This window comes from Streptococcus halichoeri (assembly GCF_019774635.1).
Taxonomy (GTDB): domain Bacteria; phylum Bacillota; class Bacilli; order Lactobacillales; family Streptococcaceae; genus Streptococcus; species Streptococcus halichoeri.
Genome location: NZ_CP081502.1, coordinates 1,680,503 through 1,700,715, shown reverse-complemented (window position 1 = coordinate 1,700,715; position 20,213 = coordinate 1,680,503). Strand labels below are relative to the sequence as shown.

At 41.5% G+C, this 20,213-nt stretch carries 17 protein-coding genes; 13 read left to right on the top strand and 4 right to left on the bottom strand.

The genetic code is table 11. The features are described from left to right. Window positions 1-11 precede the first annotated feature (11 nt). Window positions 12-251 (top strand): D-alanine--poly(phosphoribitol) ligase subunit DltC, encoded by a 240-nt coding sequence (gene dltC, locus K5J94_RS08015; protein WP_159545169.1) that lies wholly within the window; start codon window positions 12-14, stop codon window positions 249-251. Next, on the top strand, window positions 244-1,518 hold the full coding sequence (gene dltD / locus K5J94_RS08010) for a D-alanyl-lipoteichoic acid biosynthesis protein DltD (RefSeq protein ID WP_159565195.1): 1,275 nt from the start codon (window positions 244-246) through the stop codon (window positions 1,516-1,518). The genes dltC and dltD overlap by 8 nt, the downstream gene beginning before the upstream one ends. A gap of 300 nt (window positions 1,519-1,818) precedes the next feature. On the opposite strand, the gene K5J94_RS08005 is transcribed toward dltD, so the two are convergent. From K5J94_RS08005 to K5J94_RS07995, 3 genes are all read right to left on the bottom strand, one after another. Continuing rightward, window positions 1,819-2,655 (bottom strand): sugar ABC transporter permease, encoded by an 837-nt coding sequence (locus K5J94_RS08005; protein ID WP_159561506.1) that lies wholly within the window; start codon window positions 2,653-2,655, stop codon window positions 1,819-1,821. Beyond that, entirely contained in the window at window positions 2,655-4,016 is a 1,362-nt protein-coding gene (locus K5J94_RS08000; RefSeq protein ID WP_221912842.1) for a carbohydrate ABC transporter permease, read from the bottom strand. Before K5J94_RS08000 ends, K5J94_RS08005 begins: the two co-directional genes overlap by 1 nt. Before the next feature lie 219 nt (window positions 4,017-4,235). Next, the gene (locus K5J94_RS07995; RefSeq protein WP_221912840.1) at window positions 4,236-5,486 is read right to left on the bottom strand and encodes an extracellular solute-binding protein; all 1,251 of its coding nucleotides are present in this window, start codon (window positions 5,484-5,486) and stop codon (window positions 4,236-4,238) included. A gap of 250 nt (window positions 5,487-5,736) precedes the next feature. On the opposite strand from K5J94_RS07995, the gene K5J94_RS07990 reads away from it, so the two are divergent. From K5J94_RS07990 to trhO, 4 genes are all read left to right on the top strand, one after another. Further along, window positions 5,737-6,792 (top strand): LacI family DNA-binding transcriptional regulator, encoded by a 1,056-nt coding sequence (locus tag K5J94_RS07990; protein WP_159544920.1) that lies wholly within the window; start codon window positions 5,737-5,739, stop codon window positions 6,790-6,792. 510 nt (window positions 6,793-7,302) lie between these two features. Beyond that, window positions 7,303-8,793 carry a 4-alpha-glucanotransferase gene (malQ, locus tag K5J94_RS07985; protein ID WP_159544918.1) on the top strand — a complete coding sequence of 497 codons (1,491 nt, stop codon included), beginning with the start codon at window positions 7,303-7,305 and terminating at the stop codon, window positions 8,791-8,793. A gap of 37 nt (window positions 8,794-8,830) precedes the next feature. Next, entirely contained in the window at window positions 8,831-11,095 is a 2,265-nt protein-coding gene (gene glgP / locus K5J94_RS07980) for a glycogen/starch/alpha-glucan family phosphorylase (protein ID WP_159564207.1), read from the top strand. Window positions 11,096-11,268: 173 nt separating this feature from the next. Beyond that, window positions 11,269-12,255 (top strand): oxygen-dependent tRNA uridine(34) hydroxylase TrhO, encoded by a 987-nt coding sequence (trhO, locus tag K5J94_RS07975; protein WP_159564209.1) that lies wholly within the window; start codon window positions 11,269-11,271, stop codon window positions 12,253-12,255. Window positions 12,256-12,497: 242 nt separating this feature from the next. On the opposite strand, the gene K5J94_RS07970 is transcribed toward trhO, so the two are convergent. Further along, a complete protein-coding gene (locus K5J94_RS07970; RefSeq protein ID WP_159544912.1) occupies window positions 12,498-12,692 on the bottom strand; it encodes a DUF3042 family protein in 195 nt (64 codons plus the stop codon). Between the two features lie 98 nt (window positions 12,693-12,790). Here K5J94_RS07970 and miaA point away from each other — a divergent pair, with 98 nt between their 5' ends. From miaA to K5J94_RS07935, 7 genes are all read left to right on the top strand, one after another. Further along, window positions 12,791-13,693, top strand: a complete 903-nt coding sequence (miaA, locus tag K5J94_RS07965; RefSeq protein WP_221912837.1) for a tRNA (adenosine(37)-N6)-dimethylallyltransferase MiaA — start codon at window positions 12,791-12,793, stop codon at window positions 13,691-13,693. 75 nt (window positions 13,694-13,768) lie between these two features. Further along, entirely contained in the window at window positions 13,769-15,013 is a 1,245-nt protein-coding gene (hflX, locus tag K5J94_RS07960) for a GTPase HflX (protein ID WP_221912836.1), read from the top strand. Further along, on the top strand, window positions 15,006-15,647 hold the full coding sequence (locus K5J94_RS07955) for a cystathionine beta-lyase (protein WP_221912833.1): 642 nt from the start codon (window positions 15,006-15,008) through the stop codon (window positions 15,645-15,647). The genes hflX and K5J94_RS07955 overlap by 8 nt, the downstream gene beginning before the upstream one ends. Window positions 15,648-15,668: 21 nt before the next feature. Beyond that, window positions 15,669-16,598 carry a ribonuclease Z gene (gene rnz / locus K5J94_RS07950; protein WP_159544904.1) on the top strand — a complete coding sequence of 310 codons (930 nt, stop codon included), beginning with the start codon at window positions 15,669-15,671 and terminating at the stop codon, window positions 16,596-16,598. Then, the gene (locus tag K5J94_RS07945; RefSeq protein ID WP_221912831.1) at window positions 16,598-17,362 is read left to right on the top strand and encodes an SDR family NAD(P)-dependent oxidoreductase; all 765 of its coding nucleotides are present in this window, start codon (window positions 16,598-16,600) and stop codon (window positions 17,360-17,362) included. Before rnz ends, K5J94_RS07945 begins: the two co-directional genes overlap by 1 nt. Further along, a complete protein-coding gene (recJ, locus tag K5J94_RS07940; protein WP_221912828.1) occupies window positions 17,359-19,593 on the top strand; it encodes a single-stranded-DNA-specific exonuclease RecJ in 2,235 nt (744 codons plus the stop codon). Before K5J94_RS07945 ends, recJ begins: the two co-directional genes overlap by 4 nt. A gap of 76 nt (window positions 19,594-19,669) precedes the next feature. Next, window positions 19,670-20,188 carry an adenine phosphoribosyltransferase gene (locus tag K5J94_RS07935; RefSeq protein ID WP_159548701.1) on the top strand — a complete coding sequence of 173 codons (519 nt, stop codon included), beginning with the start codon at window positions 19,670-19,672 and terminating at the stop codon, window positions 20,186-20,188. Window positions 20,189-20,213 lie beyond the last annotated feature (25 nt).

Sequence of the window (20,213 nt, the reverse complement as noted above, 5' to 3'; positions counted from 1 at the left end):
AGGTATTTATTATGACAACACAAGAAACAGTAATTGAATTGTTTGACCGGTTATTTATGGAAGATGTTTCTGACATATTAGATGACGATTTATTTGATGCCGGAGTTCTCGACAGTTTAGGAACGGTCGAGTTGATTGTTGAGTTAGAGTCAGCCTTTAACATCAAGGTTCCCATCTCTGAATTTGGCCGCGAAGACTGGAATACTGTGAATAAAATTGTAGAAGGGGTAGAGGAACTTCGTCATGCTTAAGAGGCTGTGGTTAATTTTTGGACCATTGCTAACGGCTATCTGCTTAGTCATAGTAACTATTGTGGCTTTTCCAACTCATTTACCTCATAACCTAAGTCAAGAAAAGCGTAATGCCGTTGCTCTGACTGATACTTCCTTTAAAAATGGTGTAACGAAAAAACAAGCCCTAGCAGATAAGCATCACCATTTCATACCCTTTTTTGGTTCTAGTGAGTGGAGCCGGATGGACAGCATGCATCCTTCGGTGCTGGCAGAACGCTATCACCGGCCTTATATTCCCTATTTGATTGGAAAAAGAGGGACGCAAAGCCTATCACAATACTATAGCATTATGCAGATGTTACCAGAGCTGCGCAACCAAAAAGCTGTATTTGTCATTTCACCACAGTGGTTTTCCCCACAAGGGACAGAAATTACAGCTGTGCAAAAGTATATGTCAAACTCTCAAGTGATTAGTTTTCTCTTACAAGCTCACGGCAATGATCCAGCTTCGCAGATGGCTGCTAAACGGTTGTTACATATCAATCCGGGAGTTGTTTTCAATACGTGTTTGAAAAAAATTTCTCGCGGACAAGACTTATCAGCGTTGGATAAAAATATATTAAAAGTTTCAGAGGCAGCTAGCTTAAGAGAAGAGACCATGTTTAGTCATTTTAGTTCTTCTGATAATTACGAAGAGCACATTTTGCCACGGGTTGCCGGTTTGCCTAAAACGTTTTCTTATGAACGACTCCATGTCTTGGCAACGCGTCGTGGTCAAGAAGGAACTAATAATAATCGCTTTAGAATTCAAAACTTTTTCTACACTAAGCGCATAGCGCCAGGTTATCGTACGTTTAAAAACTTCCAAAGTAAAAATTCATATATTGTTTCACCAGAGTATAATGATTTTCAATTAGTGCTAGATGCTTTTGCAAAGCAAGATATGCAGGTCTTGTTTGTGATTACTCCTGTGAACCAAGAGTGGGCTAAGTATACTGGCTTAAACATGGACAAGTATCAAGCAGCTGTTAAAAAAATCAAATATCAATTAGAATCACAGGGTTTTACAGATATTGCTGATTTATCAAAAAAAGGCGGCGAGCCTTACTTTATGCAAGATACGATTCATATTGGTTGGAACGGTTGGTTGGCTTTTGATGAGCATCTACAGGCTTTCTTAGCTAAGAAAACTGACAAACCCAACTATGACATACATCCCTACTTTTTTAGTAAAGAATGGGCCAATTTAAATAACCCACCTGTGAAAGAAAGCCCGAAACAATAATTTGTTTTTTCTGGCTCATTGTCAACTGTAGTGGGTGACTTATAACTTATAACTAAGCGCGAGAGGAGACGAAGTTCGTCTTCTCTTTTGCTATGTTCAAAGGCTCTATAATATCTGTAGTGGGTAAATCGACTTTGTATTATAGAGTTTTTGACTGTGTGAAAAAAGTCGCTCATTGTTACCACTACAGTTGACAATGAGCCAGAAAATCTAACTCTTAAGCGGCGGTAAACTTGTAGTAACACTTATAAAAAAACTTCTAAAGGAATAGCCCTTTAGAAGTTTTGAAAGCTTGCAAGTTTATTTGACAGAACCACCCGTAATACCTTCAACATAGTATTTTTGCATAAAGATAAATAAGAGCGTAATTGGAATGGCGATTAAGACCGAACCAGCGGCAAAGGCCATAAACCAGTTATTGATAGTGTCAACCTGTAGCATTGAAAAGAGTCCGATCGCTACGGTGTATTTGCTGGTAGCGTCTCCAAGGATAACTTGTGCAAAGATAAAGTCAATCCAAGGTCCCATAAAGGAAATAAGAGCTGTGTAAACAATGATTGGTTTTGACAGTGGTAGGGTGATTTTTAAAAAGATGTCTAGCCGGCTAGCCCCATCGATCATTGCTGACTCATCAAGTGAATAAGGAATGGTATCAAAGAATCCTTTAGCAATGTAAAAGCCTAAAGCGGCACCAGCAGAATAAACTAGCACCAAGGCCGTAAGTGTTTGGGTTAAGCCAAGGGCCTTAAGAATGTAGTAGACAGCAATCATGCTCATAAATCCTGGGAACATGTTGAGTATGAGTGCTAGTTTTAAAAAGCCATTGCGGTGTTTAAATTTAATCCGGCTTAAGGCATAAGCCATGGCTACAGTAATGAGGGTTGAGATGATACAGGTGAAGGTAGCAACCACAAAGGTATTCATAAACCAACGACCAAATGGGAAGGAATTGTTGGTAAAGAGCTTGATGTAGTTATCTAGTGTAAATGTTTTGGGAATGAAGTAGTTAACATAGGCTGTGCCTTCTGCCCGAAAACTTGTTAGGACCACCCAGACAATAGGGAAGAGCCAAATGATTGAGAGGATGATTAAAGTGGCATAAACTAAGCCAAGTTGAAATCGACGTTTGTTTTTCATTATTTAGCCGCTCCTTCCTTGTATGATGCTGTTCTAGTATAGGCAAGTAAGCTAAAGATAGCTGAAACGGTAAAGATTAAGATTCCGATTACCGAAGCCAAGTTATAATCAGCAGCGGTAAAGGTTAATTTATAGAGCCAAGTAACGAGCAAGTCAGTGGTTCCTGCTTGGTAGTAGTGTGAATTAGTTGGGCCACCACCAGTTAGGAGGTAGATAACGTTGAAGTTATTGATGTTACCAATGAATTGTTGGATTAGATTAGGCGTCATGATGAGGAGAATCTGTGGAAATGTGATTGATTTGAAGACTTGGAATTTGCTTGCGCCATCAATCTCAGCGGCTTCGATTTGCTCACTAGGAAGATTCATGATAATACCTGTTGCAATCAACATGGTAAAAGGAATACCAATCCACATATTAACGAGGATAATCGAAAATTTTGCCCAGATTGGATCAGATAAAAATGGTAAGGAATGCGAAATGAGGCCTACTTTACTTAAGAGGGCATTAACCGGTCCTTGGTCGTTAAGCAAGTTTCGCATGATTAAAAGCGAGATGAATTGGGGAACGGCAATGGTAATAACGAAGATTGTTCGCCATAGCTTTTTGAGCTTAAGTCCTTTGGTATTAATCAATAAGGCTAAGATCACACCAAAGAAGAAGTTGGTCGCGGTGGCAAAGACAGCCCAAATCAGTGTCCAAGAAAAGACAGGAAAGAAGGTTCCGGCCATTCGTCCGGTAAAGACATTACCAAAATTGATCAAACCGACCCAATCAAATAGTGATTTGGGTGGTAAGTGGTTATGGTCATAGTTGGTAAAGGCCAAACAAATCATATAGACCAAGGGTAAAATCGTAAAGAGTAAGATGCCAATAAGTGGTACAATCATAAGTGTTATATGGAAGCGACCATTGGCTAAGGTTTTAAAATCCTCAATGAAAGTTGGAATCTTTTGGTTTGTTGTCTTTAAGATATAAATGTGGCGGGCGCTTTTTAAGTTACACCAATAGACATAGGCAAATAAGAGGCAGAAAATGAGGGAAGCCAAGCCGAAAATTAGCATGAGCATGGAGTTATCACCCTCCACAGAAACTTGGAGTTTGATACCATCAATAACCTTAGTCTCCATGCCCTGCGTGTGGGTTCCTAGGGTGATCAGTCCTTTAAGTGCAGGTATAATCTGAGAGAAGAAGGCGATCAAGAAGATAATTTCGCCTCCTAAAAAGAGTATCCCTTTGGTTAGTTGTTTATTTGCCAGGTTTGCAAAGCCCATAATTAATGTTGATAATTTAATATCAAGGCCTCCTTTTTGGAGAGCTTCTTTAACGGTAACCTGTTTGTGTGCTGAAGTGGCAGTCATAAGTTGGGTACCTTTCTAATTAAAAATAATTGAGGTGAGAAAGCGAAATGTTACGTAAACTTTTAATTTCTTAAAAATTTACGTAGCACCTGGCTAACTCATAAAATAAAGAATGGAACCAAGTTTCCAAATGGAGCCTAGTTCCACTCCTTAATGATGAGTGAAAGACTAAACCTCTATAGTAATTAAGCAGTCGAGGCACTAGTCACAGGATGTGTCTTATTTAGTCGCGGCAATGTCTTTGTCGAACTGTTGCAATTTAGTGAGGTAATCAGCTTCGCTAATTTTACCATTGTAGGTATCACTTAAGATAGCAGCACTTTCAGTCCAGAATGTTGCCATTTGGCTAAGTTTAGGCATAACAACTGTATAGTCTTTGGAACCACCCATTGTAATGACTGTTTTAGCGAGGTCATTTGATTGCACTTCAGAGGAAGCTTGCACATCTTTGTTTACAGGAACGATGTTACGTGTTTTGAATTGATTTTTTTGGCTTTCTGCATTGGTGAGGTAAGAAGCAAGTTTGTAGCTTGCTGCGATCCGTTTGGTATCGCCTTTAGCTGGTGCTTGGTTAACGGCATAAAGTTTAACACCTAAGAAGGCTTTTTGTTGAACGATTTGTCCACCAATATTCATTTTTGGATAAACGGCTACACCAAGTTTGTCTTTGCCGATAGCTTTTTGGGCAGCGGCATAGTCCCATGGACCAGACTCAAAGGATGCTACAGCGCCATCACCGAATTTAGACATGATATTGTTAGCATCTAAGTTAACAAAGCCTTTGTTATTTTTTTGGTCTGCAATCCATTTAAGAACAGAGACGCCTTTGTCATTACCCCAGTTAGTTCCTTTAGGATCTTCACCGTTTTCGCCAAAGAGGGTATCTCCTACAGATAAGAACAATGGTCCAGTAATATAAGAGTTAGCTTGTTTGAAGGTACCACCAAAGGTTGCTTTACGGGTGATTGTTTCGTATGAAGCAATATCTTGTTCAGATAGTTTTTCTTTGTTATAGAAAAGAACCTGGGATTCGATTCCAAATGGGAAGGCATAGGTTTTACCTTTGTATTGTGCACCGACAATTGCTTGATCTGTTGCTGTTTTAGCAATTTCTTTCGTGTATTGTTCTGGTATTTCTTGGATAGTACCAGATTCTACAAGTTGTCCAAGTTGATCGTGAGGAAGTGAGAAAACGTCAGCAGCTGTACTAGCATCTTTTTTGATTTTTTCTTGTGCTTTTGGATCTTCAGATTCTATCACTTTAACTTTGTAGCCTGAATCTTTTTCAAATTTAGCTACAGTGTCAGCGTAAGATTCTTTAGCGCCAGTTGGCACCCATAATTTAATCGTTTTAGCATCAGTAGAAGCAGATTGGGATTTATCTTTTGAGTTGGATGAGCATCCTACTAATAATGTTCCAGCAAGTGTGAGACTTGCTCCGCTGACGATAATTTTTTGCCATGATTTCATAGCTATTTCCTCCTAAGAAATATTTGTTAATATTATTATGCAACCGTTTGCAGAAAAAGTCAAGCCTTTTTTAACATTTTTTAGGTTTTCTAAAAATCAACCAGCTTCTTTTTGGCTGAGCGTTAGCTTTAGCAGGATAAGCATTGCATTTTATATGATAAAATGAGTATAATGAATAGGAAGCTATTATGGCAATGACATCCATTGTCCTAAGGACTGATGTCATAAAATGAATAATTAAAGAGGTTATATGGTAACGATTAAAGATGTCGCAAAGGAAGCGGGTGTTAATCCCTCTACGGTTAGCCGCGTTTTAAAAGATAATCATTCTATTTCTCAAAAAACAAAAGATAAAGTTAAAAAGGCAATGCGTGATTTAGGCTATGTCCCTAATGTGGCTGCACAAATGCTTGCCAGTGGTTTAACGCATAATATTGGATTGGTATTTCCTCCTATTACACTTAATGATCGTCTGAGCGAGCCCTTTTTCATGCAGATTCTAACGACCATTACCAATGAAGCCAAGCAGCACCACTTTACTGTTTCTACGGCAACGGCCATGACAGTTGAAGATTTGTTAGCTCAGGTTACCTTGATGCACATGCAAAAAAGAGCCGATGGTTTTATCGTTTTGTACTCTGAAGAGCATGATCCGATTCGACGGTATCTGATGGATAATCATATTCCCTTTGTGATAGTTGGGGCGCCAGAGGGTGATGAAAATCAAATGACCTATATTGATAATGATAATCAGCTAATGGCCAAAACTGCTGTGAATTACCTATATGACAAGGGTCATCGCAATATTTTATTTATTACAGATGAGCTAGATTCTGAAGTGGCTTCTGAACGCTATTTTGGTTACTTAAAAGGCTGTCTCAAAAAAGGCGTGCCTTCGCATGAGATGCTTTTGTTTGACCGCAAGGATCCTTTACGAATCGAGGCCTTGATGCAAACGATTCGGGATCAAAAAGCAACGGCTTTGGTGGTGATTGGGGATATTTTATGTGTCCGTTTAATCCAACTACTATCTTTTTATGCTATTAAAGTTCCAGATGATATGTCCATTATTACCTTTAACAACTCGATCTACTCTAAATTAATTCATCCTTATCTGACAACATTTGATATTAATGTGGAAAACATTGGCCAAACCAGCTTCAAGCAATTGCTAGAATTGATTAATGCCAAAGACGGGCAGCTCAGCCAAAAAATCGTCGTTCCCTTCACCCTCATCCCCCGCGAAAGTGTCCGAGACATCCGTGATCAGAACCAGACAGAACCAGACCGCCTTAGTGCGCACTAAGCAGGCGCAATCTTTAGATGTAGCCAATAGAAAAAGCAGCAGCTGAAAAGGGAGTGCTTTCAACCCTGGCTGCTTTTTTGCTGTCTAGCTCAGGAATGGTTGAAACCCTTTTATAAAGGGGGCATTTGATTAGCAAAACGCACAGCACGGCGCGCCTAGGCTCCTATGGCCCAGAGCTTAAAAGCAGTAAGAGGCCAAACATAACCTCCGACATGACTGCTCACGGGAACTGCCTACGCAGCGCAATTATCTAAGAATGACAAACGAATGATTGATGTTTTGAAAAAGAACAGTTATCACGTCATTCGTTTTTTAGGTGAGGCGTTTTTGGAAGATAATTACTAAAAGTCTATTTTTAGATTCTCGCTATTTTTGAGCCAGCTAGTTCTTTATACCAAGGGCTAGTTTAAAGCGAGCGGAACATTTTGGCAGTCTTTTTTTAATATGCCTTGACTTACGCAACCGCTTGCGCTATAATTTGCTCATAACCTAAATGTCAAGGAGAAACGTATGAGTAAACGAGCAAGCGGAGTTTTGATGCATATCAGCTCCCTACCGGGAAAATTTGGGATAGGTTCCTTTGGCCAGTCTGCCTATGATTTTGTGGATTTTTTAGTTGCTGCCAAACAAACCTATTGGCAAATTTTGCCTTTAACCACAACGAGTTTTGGTGACTCTCCTTATCAATCCTTTTCGGCGGTTGCTGGCAATCCCCATTTTATTGACCTGGATCTGCTAGCTGAGCAAGGCTTATTAGAACCAGCTGACTATGCGGATGTTGATTTTGGCCAGGACTTAGAGGCGGTTGACTATGCTTTGATCTACCAACAGCGTCGTCCCCTCTTACAAAAAGCTGTCACTACTTTTTTGGCGTCTATGCAAAATCGCCGAGCATTGCAGCAGTTTGAGCAAGAGGCATCATGGGTCAATGATTATGCCGAGTTCATGGCGATCAAGGAACATTTTGGCAACAAGGCCCTGCAAGCATGGGATGATATGGCCATTATTAAGCGGGAGGAGGCTGCGCTAGCCCATTATCGAAAAGAACTGACAGATGGTATTGCTTACCATAAAGTTTGCCAATATTTCTTCTTTAACCAATGGTTGGCCTTGAAGGCTTATGCTAATGAGCATGGTATTGAGATTATTGGGGATATGCCGATTTATGTTTCAGCAGATAGTGTCGAAGTTTGGACCATGCCTGAGCTCTTTAAGGTAGATCAGGAGAAAAAACCGCTATATATTGCCGGTGTTCCGGCAGATGACTTTAGTGACGATGGGCAATTATGGGGCAATCCGATCTATAACTGGTTAGAGCATCAAAACACACATTTTGCCTGGTGGGTCTACCGCATTCAAGAAAGCTGCAAGATTTACGACAAGGTTCGCATTGATCATTTCAAGGGCTTTTCTGATTTTTGGGAAATTCCTGCCGGGGACCAAACTGCAAAAAATGGTCATTGGGAGGCAGCGCCTGGTTTGGAATTATTTAAGACTGTGCGTGAACAACTAGGTCAGTTGCCTATTATTGCAGAGAATCTGGGTTATATTGACGAAAAAGCCGAACACTTATTGGCCTCAACGGGCTTTCCCGGGATGAAAATTCTGGAGTTTGGTTTGTATGATGAAACTAGCCAAAGCATGGAATTACCTCATCACCATGAGCGTAACTGCATCGTCTACACGGGGACGCATGATAATGAGGTCGTCAATGGCTGGTATGAAAATCTAACCGTTAAACAAGCCCGATTTGTGCGCCGCTACCTTCACATGCATGAGGGTGAGCCGATTACCAAAGCGATGCTACGGACCATTTTTGCATCGGTTGGCGATACAGCCATCTTTTGCATGCAAGATTTGCTAGATAAGGATGCATCCAGCCGGATGAATAGGCCAAACACCGTTGGTGGAAACTGGCAATGGCGGATGCGGGCTTGTGAGCTGACCCAGGACCATATTGATTACCTGGTGGAACTAACCGAATTGTATGGACGTGCTTAAGCACACTAAAATTTTGAATTGAGGAAAAGAGAATCTAATGAACACATTTACAGTATTTGCCGAAAAACGTACAGGGCATACCCTGAGTCAATTGTCTAATAAAGAACTCTATCTGAGTCTATTAGAGTATGTCAAAGAACAAGCAGCTAAGAAGCCTAAAAATACGACTAAGCGTAAAGTTTACTATATTTCGGCTGAATTTTTAATTGGTAAGCTATTATCCAATAACCTGATTAATTTAGGACTCTATCAAACCATCAAAGAAGAGCTCGCACAAGCTGGTAAATCCATTGCAGAGATTGAAGATGTGGAACTAGAGCCGTCATTAGGAAATGGTGGCTTAGGGCGTCTTGCTTCATGTTTTATTGATTCCATGGCAACACTTGGAATTAACGGTGAAGGTGTTGGCTTGAACTACCATTGTGGCCTATTTAAACAGGTTTTTCGTCACAATCAGCAAGAGGCAGAACCTAATTATTGGATTGAAGACCAGTCTTGGTTAGTTCCTACAGAGGTTTCGTATGATGTGCCATTTCGTCATTTCACCTTGAAATCACGTCTTGATCGCATTGATGTTTTAGGTTACCAACGTGACACTAAAAATTATTTGAACCTATTTGACATTGAGGCTGTGGATTATGGCTTGATTAAACAAGGCATCAGTTTTGATAAAACGGAAATCAAAAAGAACCTAACCCTCTTTTTATACCCTGATGATTCAGATAAAAATGGTGAATTGCTGCGCATTTACCAACAATACTTCATGGTCTCTAATGCCGCTCAGCTCTTGATTGATGAGGCCCTAGAACGTGGCTCTAATTTGTACGATCTTCCTGACTATGCTTATGTCCAAATCAACGATACCCACCCATCAATGGTCATTCCTGAGTTGGTTCGTTTATTAACACAAAAGCATGGCATGACTTTTGAAGAAGCGGTAGCTATTGTTAGACAAATGGTAGGGTATACCAACCATACGATTTTATCAGAAGCCTTAGAAAAATGGCCAATCGATTACTTGCGTGAAGTTGTGCCTCACTTGGTTACCATTATTGAGCAACTAGACCAATTGATTGCGACAGAAGTTGACAATCCTGCTTTACAAATTATTGATAAAGATGGACGAGTTCATATGGCGCACATGGATATTCATTTTGCTACCAGCGTCAATGGGGTTGCTGCCCTTCATACGGAAATTCTTAAGACTAGCGAATTAAAAGAATTTTATCAACTTTATCCTGAAAAATTCAATAATAAAACCAATGGTATTACCTTCCGTCGCTGGTTAGAGTTTGCTAACCAAGATTTAGCTGCTTATTTGAAAGAATTAATCGGTGATGACTATCTTACAGATGGCACCAAATTAGAAAAATTATTGGCCTTTGTAGATGACCCTGCTGTGCATCAACGCTTAGCAGATATTAAGGCTAACAACAAGCTGGCCTTGAAGCGTTACCTTAAAGAGAACAAAGGCATTGATTTGGATGAAAACTCGATTATTGATACACAAATCAAGCGCTTCCATGAATACAAACGCCAACAAATGAATGCGCTATATGTCATCCACAAATACTTAGAAATCAAAAATGGCAAGTTACCTAAACGCAAACTGACAGTGATTTTTGGCGGCAAAGCAGCACCAGCCTACGTGATTGCTCAAGACATTATTCACTTGATCCTTTGCCTGTCCGAATTAATCAATAATGACCCAGAGGTAAGCCCATACCTCAACGTTCACTTGGTGGAAAACTATAATGTCACAGTAGCTGAACACTTGATCCCAGCATCTGATATTTCTGAACAAATTTCCTTAGCTTCAAAAGAAGCCTCAGGCACAGGTAATATGAAATTTATGCTCAACGGGGCCTTGACCTTAGGGACTATGGACGGTGCTAATGTAGAAATTGCAGAGCTGGCAGGTATGGACAATATCTATACTTTTGGTCAAGATTCTGATACCATTATTCGTTTGTATGCTGAAGGTGGCTATGTATCTAAACATTACTATGATAGCCATCCAGCAATCAAAGCAGCGGTTAATTTTATCATTAGCCCTGACATGTTGAAAATTGGTAATGAGCAACGTTTAGAGCGGCTTTACTTGGAATTAATCAACAAAGACTGGTTTATGACTTTGATTGATTTGGAAGATTATATCCAGACAAAAGAACGGATGTTGGCTGATTATGAAGACCAAGATCTTTGGATGACAAAGGTTGTGCATAATATTGCCAAAGCAGGTTTCTTCTCATCTGATCGCACTATCGAACAATACAATCAAGACATTTGGCAATCTTATTAAGCAATAATCAAAAATAGCCAGCTTAGGGTGACCTGTGAGAGGTCTACCTTGGCTGGTTTTTGCGAGTTGGTATTGTGATAAAATGTACAAGCTAATTTGTTGCTTGTCTGGCTTTTGGCAGGTTATAATAAAAGATAAAGCAAAAGAATAAAAGAATTGGAGATAACTTAACTGTGTCTGAAAACATTCGTGTTTTACTCTATTACAAATACGTTCCTATTGAAAATGCTAAAGAATATGCTGCGCAGCACTTGGAATTTTGTAAATCCATTGGTCTTAAGGGCCGGATTTTAATTGCTGACGAAGGCATTAACGGTACCGTCTCTGGTGATTATGAAACCACCCAAAAATACATGGATTGGGTGCACAGTGATGAGCGTTTTGCTGATCTTTGGTTCAAAATTGACGAAGAAAAAGAACAAGCTTTTCGGAAAATGTTTGTGCGTTACAAAAAAGAAATTGTTCATCTAGGCTTAGAAGACAATGACTTTGATCAGGATATTAACCCTCTAGAAACCACGGGAGCCTATTTAAATCCCCAAGAGTTCAAAGAAGCCTTGCTAGATGAAAATACTGTTGTCCTTGATACGCGCAATGACTATGAATATGATTTAGGTCATTTCCGTGGGGCTATTCGTCCTGATATTCGTAATTTCCGTGAATTACCCCAATGGGTACGTGATCATAAAGAACAATTTATGGAAAAACGGGTAGTTGTTTATTGTACCGGTGGTGTGCGGTGTGAAAAATTCTCAGGTTGGATGGTTCGTGAGGGCTTCAAGGATGTTGGGCAATTACACGGCGGCATCGCTACCTACGGTAAGGATCCAAAGGTGCAAGGAGAACTATGGGACGGTGCTATGTATGTCTTTGATGAGCGCATTTCGGTGCCTATTAACCATGTTGACCCTACCATTATCGGTAAGGACCATTTTGATGGTTCGCCTTGTGAACGCTATGTGAATTGTGCCAACCCATTTTGCAATAAGCAAATTTTTGCTTCTGAAGCAAATGAAGCCAAATACTTGCGCGGCTGCTCACCAGAATGCCGAGCTCATGAACGTAATCGCTACGTGCAAGAACATGGCTTAACGCGCACGCAATGGGCTGAGCGCTTAGCTGTTCTTGGGGAAGTCTTGCCTGAGGCAGTAACCGCCTAAGCTTGGCTACCTAACAGATAGGTTTTAACCTCAACTATCAGCGTAAAGAAAAACCTTTTGGTTCATTGGCAATGATAGCGAGTGACTGATACGATAACTAAGTAGGAGAGCAGCTAAAAAGCAGCTTTCCTTTTGTGCTTCTATAAGACCTGCGGTGCTATTATCTGCGACAAAATTGCTAGCGCTTTTTGCAAGCCAATAAAAAAAGAAACTGGGGAAGTCTCCAGTTCTTTTGTTGCTGCTTAACGGGATACACGACGACGTGCTGCCTTTTTGCGGTTTTCTTCGATGAATGCTTCTTTTTCTTCTTCGGGTTCAATAATCGTTTTTTTGATGGTCAAGAGCGCGCCAGCTACTGTAGCAGTAGTGGCAAGGACACCTGTAATGAGACCTTTGGCAAATGGGTATTTTTTCATAACGCTATTCTCCTGTAACATTTATTCTAACCTTTAGAGTGGTAACATCTATGGTATAATATATGTTAGCGAAAAAAGACCGAAATAGCAAGTGAAAGGGTATGCTTTGAAGATTTGACATGACAATAAAAGAACCAAGAAAAAAACTAATTGCAGTGGTCGGACCAACTGCCGTGGGAAAGACAGCTCTAGGGATTGAGTTGGCTAAGATGTTTAATGGCGAGATCATCTCTGGTGATAGCCAACAAGTCTATAAGGGGCTAGATATTGGTACCGCCAAAGCCAGTGCTAGGGAGCAAGCGCTGGTGAAACACCATTTAATAGATATTCGAGAGCCCTGGGAAAATTATTCTGTTTATGATTTCGTCCAGGATGCGACCAGGGCGCTAGATGACATTATGGCCGCTGGTAAGTTGCCGATTATTGTTGGGGGAACGGGCCTTTACATCCAAAGTTTGATTGAAGGTTATCACCTTGGTGGAGAGGTTGATCAGGCGGCTCTCTTAGCCTACCGCGCAGCCTTATCGAAACTGACAAACCAGCAACTCTATCAGCAAGTCAAAAAGGCCAGGCTTGCCATTAATGAGCCCAATCGCCGCCGAGCTATCCGGGCCTTGGAGCGCCATCGTTTTGCCACTAAGCAGCAAAATAAGCCTTTTCCCTATGAGGTCTTGCTCCTTGGGCTGACTGATGAAAGAGCCTCCTTATATGAGCGTATCAATCAGCGTGTTGATGGGATGGTGGAGCAAGGACTGTTAGCAGAAGCTGAGGACCTCTTCACGCATTTTCCTCATGCCCAAGCCAGCCGGGCGATTGGTTATAAAGAATTATTCCCTTATTTTGCCAGCGAAGCTAGTCTAGATGCGGCCCTAGCTCAGCTCAAACAAAATTCCAGACGATTTGCAAAGCGGCAATTGACCTGGTTTAGAAATAGGATGGCAGTGCCTTTTTACCAGATTTCTGAGCCGACCTACCCAGCTGAACTGGTGGCGGACGCGCAAGCCTTCTTGACTAAGAACTAGCCGATTAGCTGGTAATACCTAATCTTTGCTTAGATTTATGGTATAATAAATGTTACGGTATTTGGAGGTTTGGACATGAGCTTAATTGAGACACAAAACGCACAAGAACGCGTTGTTCTGGTTGGTGTGGCCTTACCAGATACACAACAATTTGAAATGTCAATGATTGAACTTGCTAGCCTTGCCCAAACAGCTGGCGCAGAAGTGGTTGCTAGCTATGAGCAAAAACGTAAAAAGTATGACAGCAAGACCTTAGTGGGCGCTGGAAAATTAAGCGAGATAAGCGCCCGAGTGGCAGCTGATGCAATTGACATGGTTATTGTCAATAACCGGCTCACGCCACGTCAAAATAGCCATTTAGAAGCTGAGCTTGGCGTAAAAGTGATTGATCGCATGCAATTAATTTTAGATATTTTTGCCATGCGGGCGCATAGCCATGAAGGCAAATTGCAAGTGCATCTGGCTCAATTGAAATACCTCTTGCCCCGCTTGATGGGGCAAGGAATTCTGCTTAGCCGTCAAGCTGGTGGTATTGGTAGCCGAGGACCTGGTGAGAGTCAGCTAGAGCTAAATCGCCGCTCAATTCGGCAGCAGATCGCAGATATTGAGCACAAGCTCAAGCAAGTCGAACAGAATCGCCAAATTACTCGTGAAAAGCGTTTGACTTCAGAGCCTTTTCGGATTGGTCTCATTGGTTATACCAATGCTGGCAAGTCAACGATCATGAATCTCATGACCGATCATGACCACTATGAGGCTGATGAATTGTTTGCGACTCTGGATGCTACGACCAAACAGTTATATCTACGAGACCACTTTCAGGCGACTCTAACTGATACAGTTGGTTTTATCCAAGATTTGCCAACAGAGCTTGTTGCTGCCTTTAAATCAACCTTGGAAGAAAGCCGTCATCTGGATTTGCTCTTACATGTCATTGATGCCAGTGACCCGCACCAGCTAGAGCAAGAGCAGGTCGTGTTAGAGATTCTTCGTGATTTAGGGATGCAACACATTCCTCGCTTGACCATTTATAATAAAATGGATTTAGCTCAAGCCTTTACAGCGTCAGCTTTTCCTAATATACAATTGAGCGCGCATGATCACTCTAGTCGAAAACGCTTACGTACATGGCTAGTTGAGCAGATTTGTGAATTGTTTATACCTTTTTCCATAAGTGTCGATCCGGCTGATTTTTATAAGCTATATGAGCTGCAAAAGGTTGCCTTCTTAGATGACTATCACTTCGAACAAAGAAAAGAAAACATCAAAGGCTATATCGCCTCAAAGAATAAATGGAGATTAGAAGGATTTTATGACTGATTATATTTCTTTGGCAATGCAATATGGGGGCTATACCTCAATGGATCAACAATACTTAACCACCATTATGCAGGGGGTGTCAGATCAAGAAAAGAAGCGGCTGATTACCCCTCCACCTAGTGTTTTAAATGCTTATTTTGCAGAAATATATCAAAAGCAGTCCCCTAAGGCAGCTACAGATTACTATTATCAGATGTCAAAAGCTTTGGGGCTATGCCAAGCTAATCCTAGTTTTTTTAAAGAATCTCTTCCTTTTGTACGTTTAAATGTCTCAGGCAAAGCTTATGGATATGTCTACCAAGAAGCAGAACAAGAAGAAGCCTTGGTTTTTTCTGAGGTGAATGAGCCAGTGACTGAGGCACTCTTATTTGAACTGGCGATGATTTTTCCGCATTATCTGGTTTATCAAGAAGCAAACCAGATTAAAATGTGTCTCAATGGCTTTACTGAGCAAAAGCGGCATAAAGAAGCGTTAGCCGATCACCTTTTGTCGCAAAAGTATCTCTTTGAGGATGGGACAGTTTTGCTGACTTCCTATAATCAAGAGGAGCTAATAGCCCTGGCTAAGTCCTACTCTGGTCAAAGATGCTATGGCTTTCACCAGCGGCAATACCAATTCTATATCAGCAATTAGAAAGTATAAGTTAATTTAATAATGGAAATACAGTTTTTAGGGACAGGTGCTGGCCAGCCGGCTAAGCAGCGAAATGTTTCGAGTCTAGTTTTAAAATTGCTAGATGAAATCAATGAAGTGTGGATGTTTGATTGTGGTGAAGGAACCCAGCGCCAAATTTTAGAGACGCACATTAAGCCTCGTAAAATTAAAAAAATCTTTATCACACATTTACATGGGGACCATATTTTTGGCCTGCCGGGTTTTTTAGCCAGCCGGGCTTTTCAAGCAAGTGAAGAGCAAACCGACATTGAGATTTATGGACCTGTTGGCATCAAGTCCTTTGTGATGACCAGCCTCAAGGTTTCTGGTTCAAGACTACCTTATCGCATCCATTTCAAAGAATTCACCGAAAATGATCTAGGTCTATTGATGGAGACTGATAAATTTTTGGTTTATGGAGAACAATTAGCGCATACGATTTTTTGTATTGGTTACCGTATTGTCCAAAAAGACTTAGAGGGAACCTTAAATGCTGAAGCTTTAAAAGCAGCTGGCGTGCCCTTTGGTCCTTTGTTTGGCCAGGTAAAAAATGGCCAAGATGTCGTCTTAGAAGATGGTAGGCTAATTAGAGCTAGTGATTTTATCTCTGCTCCGAAAAAAGGGAAAATCATTACGATTATCGGTGATACCCGCAAAACCCCAGCCAGCGTTCGGCTGGCCAGAGATGCGGATGTTTTAGTTCATGAATCAACCTATGGTAGAGGTGATGACCGGATGGCTCGTAACCATGGCCATTCTACCAATATGCAGGCTGCTGAGATTGCCAAAGAAGCAAAAGCCAAACGTCTCTTGTTAAATCACGTTTCTGCTCGGTTTTTGGGCCGCGCCTGTCGTCAACTGGAAAAAGATGCCGCAACGATTTTTGAACCCGTTAAGGTTGTCAAAGATTTAGAGGAAGTGAGTATTTAATGGCAAAACGAACTTTTTTGATTACAGGAGCTAGTGGTGGCTTAGCGCAAGCCATTATTCATCAATTGTCCACTGATGATTTCATTATTTTAGTTGGCCGAGATGCCCAAAAGCTGGCAACCTTATATGCTGAGATTCCTCATAAGGCCATTTATGCGATTGATATTAAAGATAGTCAGGCTATTGCTCTTTTAGTGGAAGAGATTGCGCAAAAGCATGGCCAAGTTGATGTATTGATTAACAATGCAGGCTTTGGTGCTTTTAAAAGCTATGATGCCTTTGACAGTGCAGAAATTGCCGAAATGTTTGCCGTCAATACTCTGGCAAGCATTACTTTTGCGCGTTTGATTGGCCATCGGATGGCTAGCAGAGGTCGGGGGCACATTATCAATATTGTGTCCATGGCTGGCCTGATTGCTTCTAGCAAATCAACAGTCTATTCTGCGACCAAATTTGCCATGATTGGCTATTCAAATGCCCTACGTTTAGAACTAGCTGATCAGGGTGTCTTTGTGACTACGGTCAATCCAGGGCCAATTGCGACAGGCTTTTTTGATCAGGCTGATCCGTCTGGTCAGTACTTGGCTAGCGTGAGCCGTTTTACCTTACAGCCCCAGCAAGTTGCAAAGCGGATTGTCGCGGTTCTTGATCGGCCTAAGCGCGAACTCAATCTTCCCTTCTTATTGGCAGCGGCCAACACCTTTTATGCCCTCTTTCCACGGCTCTCAGATTTTTTTGCACGAAAGGTCTTTAATTATAAATGATCACAGCTACTTATCAATGGGCCCTAGCTAAGGAAAAGCCAGATGCTGGCTTTTTTAAGCTTGCTAAGAACCAGGGACTTAGCCAGGCAGCGGCCCAGTTAGTTTATCAAAGGGGCATCCGCACAGCAGAAGATTTAACAGCTTTTTTGACCGCTGATTTAGCTGATTTGCATGATCCCTATTTACTTCATGATATGGCAAAAGCAGTGCCGCGCATTCGCCAGGCGATTGAGCAGGCAGAAACGATTTTAGTGTACGGCGATTACGATGCCGATGGAATGACGTCTGCCTCAATTGTGCAAGAAACACTAGAGATGCTAGGAGCCCAAGTGCGGACTTATTTGCCTAATCGTTTTAGTGATGGCTACGGGCCAAATCAAAGTGTCTACAAATATTTCATAGAACAAGAAGACGTCTCCTTGATTATCACTGTTGATAATGGCGTGGCTGGCCATGAGGCGATTGCTTACGCGCAAGCCCAGGGAGTTGATGTCATTGTCACCGACCACCATAGTTTACCTGAGGCTTTGCCAAAAGCTTTCGCGATTATCCATCCAGAACATCCAGATGCCGATTACCCTTTTCACTATTTAGCGGGCTGTGGCGTTGCTTTCAAATTGGCTTGTGCCCTTTTAGAGAGTATTCCCACAGAGTTTTTAGATTTGGTAGCCATTGGCACCATTGCTGATATGGTGAGCTTGACCGGTGAGAATCGCATTTTGGTTAAAAATGGACTAGCCGTCTTACGCCAAACCGAGCGAATTGGTCTGCAAGAGTTGATGCAGCTCGCTGATGTTAAGCCTGGTGACTGTGACGAGGAAACCATCGGCTTTCAAATTGCGCCTGCCTTAAATGCACTTGGCCGACTGGATGATCCAAATCCTGCTTTGGAATTACTGACAGGTTTTGATGAGGAAGAAACCCATCAAATAGCCCTGATGATTCATGCCAAAAATCAAGAGCGTAAGGAGCTTGTCCAAGCTATTTATCAGGAAGCTTTAGAGATGGTGGACTTGGCCCAGCCTATTCAGGTTTTAGCCAAAAAAGGCTGGCATCCAGGCGTACTAGGGATTGTTGCTGGCCGCATCATGGAAGAAATCGGTCGTCCAGTTATTGTTTTGGGAATTTCTGATGATGAGCTGGCTAAGGGCTCAGCACGCAGTCCAGAAAGGATTAATATTTACCAGGCTCTAGCTGCGGCCAAAGAACATCTGCTCGCCTTTGGTGGACATGCTGGAGCTGCTGGTATGACCATTGATGCGGCTGAATTGCCCCTCTTGCGTCAGGCCTTGGCTGATTATGTGGCCAACAAGCACTTAGCGATTGATCAAAAGAGTCAACTCAGCTTAGATGACGAATTAGACCTCAAGCAGCTCAGTTTAGCAACCCTTAAGGAATTGAGTGTTCTAGCGCCTTTTGGGATGGATAATAAAAAGCCTCTTTTTTGGTTACGGGATTTTCAGGTCTTACAAGCTCGCAGCATGGGGCAAAATAATCGCCATTTGAAATTAAAAATTGCCAAAGATGGTGTCGAAATTGACGTGGTTGCCTTTCAAAAAGGTTCCTTTTGGCAAGAATTTCAGCAGGCTCGCGGTCTGGAGTTGGCTGTGACCCTCAGTGTGAACCAATGGAATGGTCACACTAGTATCCAATTATTTTTGGTTGATGCACGAGTATCTGGGATTCAATTGATCGATGTCCGTAAGCGCAATGCGGTAATTCCTAAGCATTTGCCTAGCTTAGCTGAAGCTAAAGATGGGCAAGCTGCCTTACTTGAACTTATCCCTGATGAGCCCAATCAGCTGCGCCAGCAATTTGCCCAAAAACACCTAACGGCTATTTACTTTAAAAATAAGATTGAGCAACCTCTATACTTGTCTGGTTATGGCAGTAAGGAGCAGTTTGCTAAACTATATAAAACTCTCTACCAATTTCCAGAGTTTGATATCCGCTATAAATTGCTTGATTTGGCCAGCTATTTGAACCTTGATCAGCAGCTTTTAACAAAAATGATTCAAATTTTCGAAGAGCTTGGTTTTGTAAACATTGCCGATGGAGTAATGACGGTGATTAAGGATGCACCAAAGAAGGATTTAACTGAGAGTTTGATTTATCAAAACTTAAAAGCCAAGGTGGCTTATCAAGAATTAATGGCTCTAGGCAGCCCGCAGGCTATTTATGATTGGCTAAGAGCAGCAGATGAGCCAAATAGTAGGTTTGGGGATAAATAAGTTTTACGAAACAAGGCTTTCATGGTATAATGAAGAGTATTTTATGTTGACCGAAAGTCGCTAGAAAGAAAGTATTATGGATTTAACAAATTATATTGCAACCATTGAAAATTATCCCAAAGAAGGCATCACTTTTCGAGACATCTCTCCTTTGATGGCAGATGGCAAAGCTTATAGTTATGCGATTCGGGAAATTGCCCAATACGCTTGCGATAAGGACATTGATATGATTGTCGGCCCAGAAGCACGGGGCTTTATCATTGGCTGTCCGGTCGCTGTTGAATTGGGAATTGGTTTTGCACCTGTTCGTAAACCAGGGAAATTACCACGTGAGGTGGTTTCAGCTGATTATGAAAAAGAATATGGTTTAGACACCTTAACCATGCATGCCGATGCTATTAAACCTGGACAACGTGTCTTGATTGTTGATGACTTATTAGCAACCGGTGGAACCGTTAAAGCAACGATCGAAATGGTTCAGCAATTAGGTGGTGTTGTTGCAGGATGTGCCTTTCTTATCGAACTCGATGGCTTAAATGGCCGCCATGCTATTGGTGATATTGATGTTAAAGTTTTGATGAACTTCCCAGGCTAAGGTCAGTTGCTTGACTGACTCAATA

Bases quoted from the DNA above. Each gene is read 5' to 3' on its own strand.
- dltC (WP_159545169.1), top strand. From the start codon at position 12: ATGACAACACAAGAAACAGTAATTGAATTGTTTGACCGGTTATTTATG.
- dltD (WP_159565195.1), top strand. From the start codon at position 244: ATGCTTAAGAGGCTGTGGTTAATTTTTGGACCATTGCTAACGGCTATC.
- K5J94_RS08005 (WP_159561506.1), bottom strand. From the start codon at position 2,655: ATGAAAAACAAACGTCGATTTCAACTTGGCTTAGTTTATGCCACTTTA.
- K5J94_RS08000 (WP_221912842.1), bottom strand. From the start codon at position 4,016: ATGACTGCCACTTCAGCACACAAACAGGTTACCGTTAAAGAAGCTCTC.
- K5J94_RS07995 (WP_221912840.1), bottom strand. From the start codon at position 5,486: ATGAAATCATGGCAAAAAATTATCGTCAGCGGAGCAAGTCTCACACTT.
- K5J94_RS07990 (WP_159544920.1), top strand. From the start codon at position 5,737: ATGGTAACGATTAAAGATGTCGCAAAGGAAGCGGGTGTTAATCCCTCT.
- malQ (WP_159544918.1), top strand. From the start codon at position 7,303: ATGAGTAAACGAGCAAGCGGAGTTTTGATGCATATCAGCTCCCTACCG.
- glgP (WP_159564207.1), top strand. From the start codon at position 8,831: ATGAACACATTTACAGTATTTGCCGAAAAACGTACAGGGCATACCCTG.
- K5J94_RS07970 (WP_159544912.1), bottom strand. From the start codon at position 12,692: ATGTTACAGGAGAATAGCGTTATGAAAAAATACCCATTTGCCAAAGGT.
- miaA (WP_221912837.1), top strand. From the start codon at position 12,791: ATGACAATAAAAGAACCAAGAAAAAAACTAATTGCAGTGGTCGGACCA.
- hflX (WP_221912836.1), top strand. From the start codon at position 13,769: ATGAGCTTAATTGAGACACAAAACGCACAAGAACGCGTTGTTCTGGTT.
- K5J94_RS07955 (WP_221912833.1), top strand. From the start codon at position 15,006: ATGACTGATTATATTTCTTTGGCAATGCAATATGGGGGCTATACCTCA.
- rnz (WP_159544904.1), top strand. From the start codon at position 15,669: ATGGAAATACAGTTTTTAGGGACAGGTGCTGGCCAGCCGGCTAAGCAG.
- K5J94_RS07945 (WP_221912831.1), top strand. From the start codon at position 16,598: ATGGCAAAACGAACTTTTTTGATTACAGGAGCTAGTGGTGGCTTAGCG.
- recJ (WP_221912828.1), top strand. From the start codon at position 17,359: ATGATCACAGCTACTTATCAATGGGCCCTAGCTAAGGAAAAGCCAGAT.
- K5J94_RS07935 (WP_159548701.1), top strand. From the start codon at position 19,670: ATGGATTTAACAAATTATATTGCAACCATTGAAAATTATCCCAAAGAA.